This is a genomic window from uncultured Meiothermus sp. (genome assembly GCF_937863175.1).
Lineage (GTDB): Bacteria > Deinococcota > Deinococci > Deinococcales > Thermaceae > Meiothermus.
This window is the reverse complement of the sequence record NZ_CALMCQ010000472.1, coordinates 1-5,390: the sequence shown is the minus strand read 5'-3', so window position 1 is coordinate 5,390 and position 5,390 is coordinate 1. Positions and strand designations below refer to the sequence as shown.

5 protein-coding genes are annotated in these 5,390 nt (G+C 61.4%); 2 read left to right on the top strand and 3 right to left on the bottom strand.

Translation table 11 applies throughout. The annotated features are described in order from the left end of the window. Together Q0288_RS17480 and Q0288_RS17475 are read right to left on the bottom strand one after the other, a co-directional pair. Window positions 1-925, bottom strand: a 925-nt coding sequence (locus tag Q0288_RS17480; protein WP_299433540.1) for an acetoin utilization protein AcuC, incomplete at its 3' end; no start/stop codon positions are given. Next, entirely contained in the window at window positions 922-1,557 is a 636-nt protein-coding gene (locus tag Q0288_RS17475) for a CBS and ACT domain-containing protein (protein ID WP_299433537.1), read from the bottom strand. The genes Q0288_RS17475 and Q0288_RS17480, both read right to left, overlap by 4 nt. Window positions 1,558-1,822: 265 nt before the next feature. Here Q0288_RS17475 and Q0288_RS17470 point away from each other — a divergent pair, with 265 nt between their 5' ends. Continuing rightward, window positions 1,823-3,481, top strand: a complete 1,659-nt coding sequence (locus Q0288_RS17470) for a hypothetical protein (protein ID WP_299433534.1) — start codon at window positions 1,823-1,825, stop codon at window positions 3,479-3,481. A 154-nt stretch (window positions 3,482-3,635) separates the two neighbouring features. Continuing rightward, entirely contained in the window at window positions 3,636-4,829 is a 1,194-nt protein-coding gene (locus tag Q0288_RS17465; RefSeq protein WP_299433531.1) for an acyl-CoA dehydrogenase family protein, read from the top strand. Between the two features lie 127 nt (window positions 4,830-4,956). Here Q0288_RS17465 and rsfS read toward each other — a convergent pair whose 3' ends face one another. Then, the gene (rsfS, locus tag Q0288_RS17460; RefSeq protein ID WP_299433528.1) at window positions 4,957-5,301 is read right to left on the bottom strand and encodes a ribosome silencing factor; all 345 of its coding nucleotides are present in this window, start codon (window positions 5,299-5,301) and stop codon (window positions 4,957-4,959) included. Window positions 5,302-5,390 lie beyond the last annotated feature (89 nt).

Sequence of the window (5,390 nt, the reverse complement as noted above, 5' to 3'; positions counted from 1 at the left end):
GCATGGCCCAGATGCGGCTGGTGGCGTCCAGACTGTAACCTCCCCCCAGGGTATAGACGGCATTCCCGCCCGAAAAATCGGCTACATACTGGCGCAGGAGCGGGAAAATTTTGGTGTAGGCCCTGGTAGTGAGTAGAATTTCGGCCAGGGGGTCGAGGTAGTGGGGGTCGGCCCCGCACTGGATTACCATGGCGTCGGGGCGAAACCAGCGCAGGGCGGGCTCGAGGCCCATTTGCAAAACCTCCAGGTAGGAGTCGTCCTCGGTAAAAGGTTCCAGAGGGATGTTCAGCTTGCGTCCGGTGCCCTCCGCCTTGCCGATCTCGTGGGTGTGGCCAGTGCCGGGGTAGAGGTAGCGGCCCGATTCGTGGATCGAGAAGGTCAGCACCCCGGGTTCGTCGTAGTGATTCCACTGCACCCCATCGCCGTGGTGCACATCAATATCCAGGTAGGCTACCCGCAAACCCTGGTCGGTGAGGTGGCGAATCGCCACCGAGAGGTCGTTGTAGACACAGAAGCCCGAGGCCAGGTCTTTCTGGGCATGGTGCAGGCCCCCACCCAGTTGCAAGACTTCCCTGGCCTGACCGCTCGAGATCATCCGGGCAGCGGTTAGGGTACCCCCCACCAGCCAGCGGGCGGCCTCGTCCATGCCTTTGAAGATGGGGGTGTCGGCGGTTCCGATGCCGTAGTGGTCGAAGTCGGGCGAGCGCTCACCCCGACCGGCGGCCTCAACGCGCCGCACAAACGACTCCAGATGCACCCTGCGCACATCCTCACGGCTGGCTTGCACAGGCTCGGCAAACTGGAGGGGATGGCCCAGATGCCCCAGCAAATCGAGCAACATCTCGAGCCGTACCGGGCTGAAGGGATGCTGCGGCCCAAAGTTGTAGAGCTGGTAATGAGGGCTATAGATGACCGGAATACTCATAAGCTCTTGCCAGAAATCTGGGGGGGCCAGCGCACATCGTAGCCTTGCTGGCGCAGATCATGGGCCAGTTTGCGTACATCCAGGGTGCCGATCCGAACCACGGTGGTGACGGTTGTTTCACTGCAGGGGTAGGTCAGCATGGAATGGATATTGATGTTGTGTCGGGCCAGTTCCCCGCTCAACCGGGCCAGTTCACCGGGCCGGTCCTCGAGGCAGACCTCGAGCCGTCCGCTGGGCTTTTGCACCCCGGTCAGGCGCAAAAGCGCGTCCAGCAGGTCAATCCCGGTCACGATGCCCACCAGCTCGTCGCCATCCAGGATGGGCAGCGCCCCAATTTTGCGCTGTCGCATAATTCGCGCAGCTTCTTCCACTGGATCGAGGGGGTCGCCGGTGACCACCGGTTGGGACATCACCTGCCCCACCGGTGTGTCTATGGGCTTTGCACCCCCCGCGGCAAAGGGGCTGGAGGCCAGCCGAATATCCCGGTCGGTAATCATCCCAGCCAGACGGCCCTCGCGGGTAACCGGGATGTGTCTGATGTTGTGCTGGAGCATGATCTGGTAGGCGGCCTCGAGGGATACCGAGACATCCACCGTCAGCACCGGGCTGTTCATTACGTCTTTGACTAACATTTGTTCCAGTCTAAAGCACGGGTCAGGTGGGGCGGTTAGGGGCATTTGTCAGGATCAGGAGGCTGCCGTAACCGCAAGCACACCCTCCGATGCACGGTGAAGGCGGGGTGGCGGATACCGGGAAAGTCAAATAAACGAGCCTGTGATGTAAAGTGATGTAAAGGTAAACCAGGTATAAAATATAGTCCTACTGCCAGAGGATACCATCACAAGATGACGCAAACACACCAATGGTTCGGGCCGGGTGGACTAGACTCGAGGCTGGATGCTGACCCTGCGGCTACAGCTATTGTGGAACGGTTTTCGCCAGGCTCCGGCCTCGGCTCTGGTGGGGGTGTTGTTGGGGGCTGGACTGGCGTATGGGGCCTGGTGGGGAACAAGCTGGTTTCTAAACTTTATCTCCAATGAACTGCTCGGCAGCAACGCCTTTGTGAACCGCCTGGCGGCAGCCTTCACCCGCGATGTGCTGGTCGAGCGCATTCTGGGTAGCTTGTTGCTGGTGCTCTCGAGTTCGGTGGTGCTCTCGGCTCTTCCCAACGCGGTAGCGGTACTCTACACCTCCGAAGACCTACCCATGCACCTGGCCCTGCCCCAAAAAGCCAGCCGGGTCTTTATGTTCAAGGTGGGTGAAGTATTCACCACCACCGCGCTGATTCCCACCCTGCTGGTGTTGCCGGTATTGTTTGCCTATGGCGCACACTACCATGCTCCGCCGATCTTCTTTTTGGGTGCAGTCCTGCTTGCGCTGGCCCTGTTTGCCTTTCCGGTGGTGCTGGGGGTGGGGCTGGCCCTGCCGCTGGTACGCTTTGCCCCGGCAGGTCGGGCGCGGGAATGGGCCGCAGCGCTGGGCGCTGTGCTGGGCGGTTTGCTGATCTTCTTGTTGCGGGCTTTGCGACCCGAGGTGCTGCTCCAGACCGATTTCGCCAACCCCGAGGAACTCGACCGCTTCCTACAGACCTTCCGCGACCCCACCGCCCCCTTTCTGCCCTCGGCCCTGGCCCAGCAGGCCCTCGAGGGTCTGATCCGTGGTGATGTAGAACCCCAGTTCTGGCTGCTGCTGGCCCTTTCGGGGGGGTTATTGCTGGTGGCAGGGTTGGTGGCCGGCTATGCCTACCAGCAGGGCTGGGTGCGGGCCCTCGAGGGCACCGTGCGCGAGCGCGGCATCCTGCGCCCCGGCCTGCTGGATCGCTGGACGACCTCCAGCGTGGCCTGGGCGCTGTGGGTGCGCGACCTGCGCCTGTTCTTCCGCGATGCCAACCAGGCCTCCCAGCTGATTCTGGTGGGGGTGCTGGTCTTGCTGTATACCACCAGCTTGCAGTACATCCCCCTGGGGGATGCCCGGTTTCAACTGGTGGCGGGTTTCATGCACCTGGCCTTCCAGGGCTTTGTGATTGGGGGGGTGGGGGTGCGGCTGGCCTATCCACTGTATAGCCTCGAGGGCCAGGGCTACTGGATGCTCCAGACCGGCCCGGTCTCCCGGCGAACCATCCTCCTGACCCGCTTCGGGCTGGCCCTGTTCTTTCTGTTGCCGCTGGGCCTTGCCCTGGGCTACTACTCGCCCAGGGTGATCGGTTTGGACGAGAACCTGACCCAGATCTCCCTGGTTTTGGGGCTGGCCTCGGCCATCGCGGCAGCGGGCATCGGCGTGGGCCTGGGGGCCGCCTTCCCCAAGTTCGATGCCTCGAACCCTGCCGAGGTACCCATCGGAATGGGAGGTTTTTTGTACATGGGCTTGATCTTGCTGCACTCAGGTCTGCTGGTGGTGTTGGCCAGCCGTCCGGTGTACCTGGCTATTACTCAGCGCCAGACCAACTACCTGGATAGTGGCGAAGGCTCCTGGTGGTTGTTAATCGTGGTAGCCGCAACCCTGATTCCCGTGGTGCTGGCGCTGTGGTTTGGTTACCGCAGAATGGGGGAGAAGTGAACATCTCGCACCCTTCACAAAGGGTATTGCAGCTCGAAAGTCCAGAGCAAACCGAGAGCTCCTTTGATGCGCACCATGGTGGCAAGACGGAATCTGGGGGCGAGAAGCGGTACTTGCTGAGGCGCTGAAGTACAATCGAAACTCGAGGTTTCCCATGTTTGACTTCTACCAGGTGGCCGAGCTGCTTACCCCCGAGGAGCGCGAAATTCAGAAGACTGCGCGCAAGTTCTTAGAAGCGGAGTGTCTGCCGCACATTGCTGAGTGGTGGGAAAATGCCGAGTTTCCCACCCACCTGATCAAAAAGTTTGGCCAGATGGGCTTTCTGGGCACCAGCATCCCCACTGAGTACGGCGGTATGGGGGCCAGCGCGGCCTCTTATGGGGTGGTGAGCTACGAGCTCGAGCGTATAGACTCTGGCATCCGCTCCTTTTGTAGTGTGCAGAGCAGCCTGGTGATGTACCCCATCTACGCCTTCGGTTCCGAAGAGCAGAAGCGCGAATACCTGCCCAGGCTCGCTACCGGCGAGTACGTAGGCTGCTTCGGCCTGACCGAGGCCGACGGCGGAAGCGACCCCGACGCCAACATGAAGACCCGCGCCCGGCGGGACGGCAGCGACTACATCCTTAGCGGCACCAAGATGTGGATCACCAACGGCAACCTGGCGCATCTGGCGGTGGTCTGGGCCAAGGACGACGAGGGCGTGGTGCGCGGCTTTGTGGTACCCACCCATGCCAAAGGTTTCAAGGCCAACAAGATAATGCACAAGGCCAGTCTGCGGGCCTCGGTCACCAGCGAGCTGGTGCTGGAAGAGGTGCGGGTTCCGGCCAGCGCAATGCTCCCAGGTGTTAAAGGCCTCAAAGGGCCGCTCTCCTGCCTTACCCAGGCCCGCTACGGCATCGCCTGGGGGGCGCTGGGGGCACTGGAAGCGGTCTACACCGAGGCGCTCGACTATGCCAAGAGCCGTGTTACTTTTGGTTCCCCCATTGCCAGCCGCCAGCTGGTGCAGGAGAAGCTGGTTCGCATGGCCGCCGACCACACCAAGGGCCTGCTCCTGGCCTGGCGCCTGGCCCAGCTCAAGGACGCCGGCAGGCTCAAGCCGGCCCAGGTCTCGCTGGGCAAGCGCGATAACGTGCGGGCTGCGCTAAACGGGGCCAGGGCTGCCCGTGAAATCCTGGGGGGTAGTGGGATTACGCTCGAGTACCACTCCATCCGCCACATGCTGAACCTGGAAACCGTGGACACCTACGAGGGCACCCACGACATCCACACCCTGATCCTGGGCCGTGAATTCACCGGCGAAAACGCCCTGGGCGAGAGTCCGAAGACGAAAGAGGCGGTCGGGCGATAGACGGAACGCCAGGATTTGCTCGAGCGGGTTCGGCAAAGGGTTACGCGCGGCAAACGGGTCGAACTCGAGGCTTTTTGGATTTGTACTGGTGGTGCGAAAGGGGGTAGACACAACAGGCAGCCAGGGGTTATATACGCTTCGCGTCGGCCCAGAAGCCTTCCAGGTCGTAATACTCGCGGGCCTCCGCACTCATCAGGTGCACCAGCACCGTGCCATAGTCGAGGAGTACCCAGCGCGGGCTGGGGCCTTCCACCTTGTTGGCCCGAATGCCTTCGTTTTCTTGCAGTTTTTCCCGCACGCCCCGCTCGAGGGCTTGCAGGTGGGGCTGGGAAGTCCCGGTGGCGATCACAAAATAGTCCAGCGTGTCGGAAACGCCGGTCAGATCCAGTGCGACCACATTATCGGCCTTCTTGTCTTCCAGGGCTTCTTTGATGTGCACAATTAGCGTTTTGGTGTCAATGGTTTTGACCATTCACCCTCATTGTACATGAGCCAGAAACAGACCAGGGTGTAGTGCGCCCCTATTTTGAGACCACCAATGGTTCAATCTTAGTCACCTCC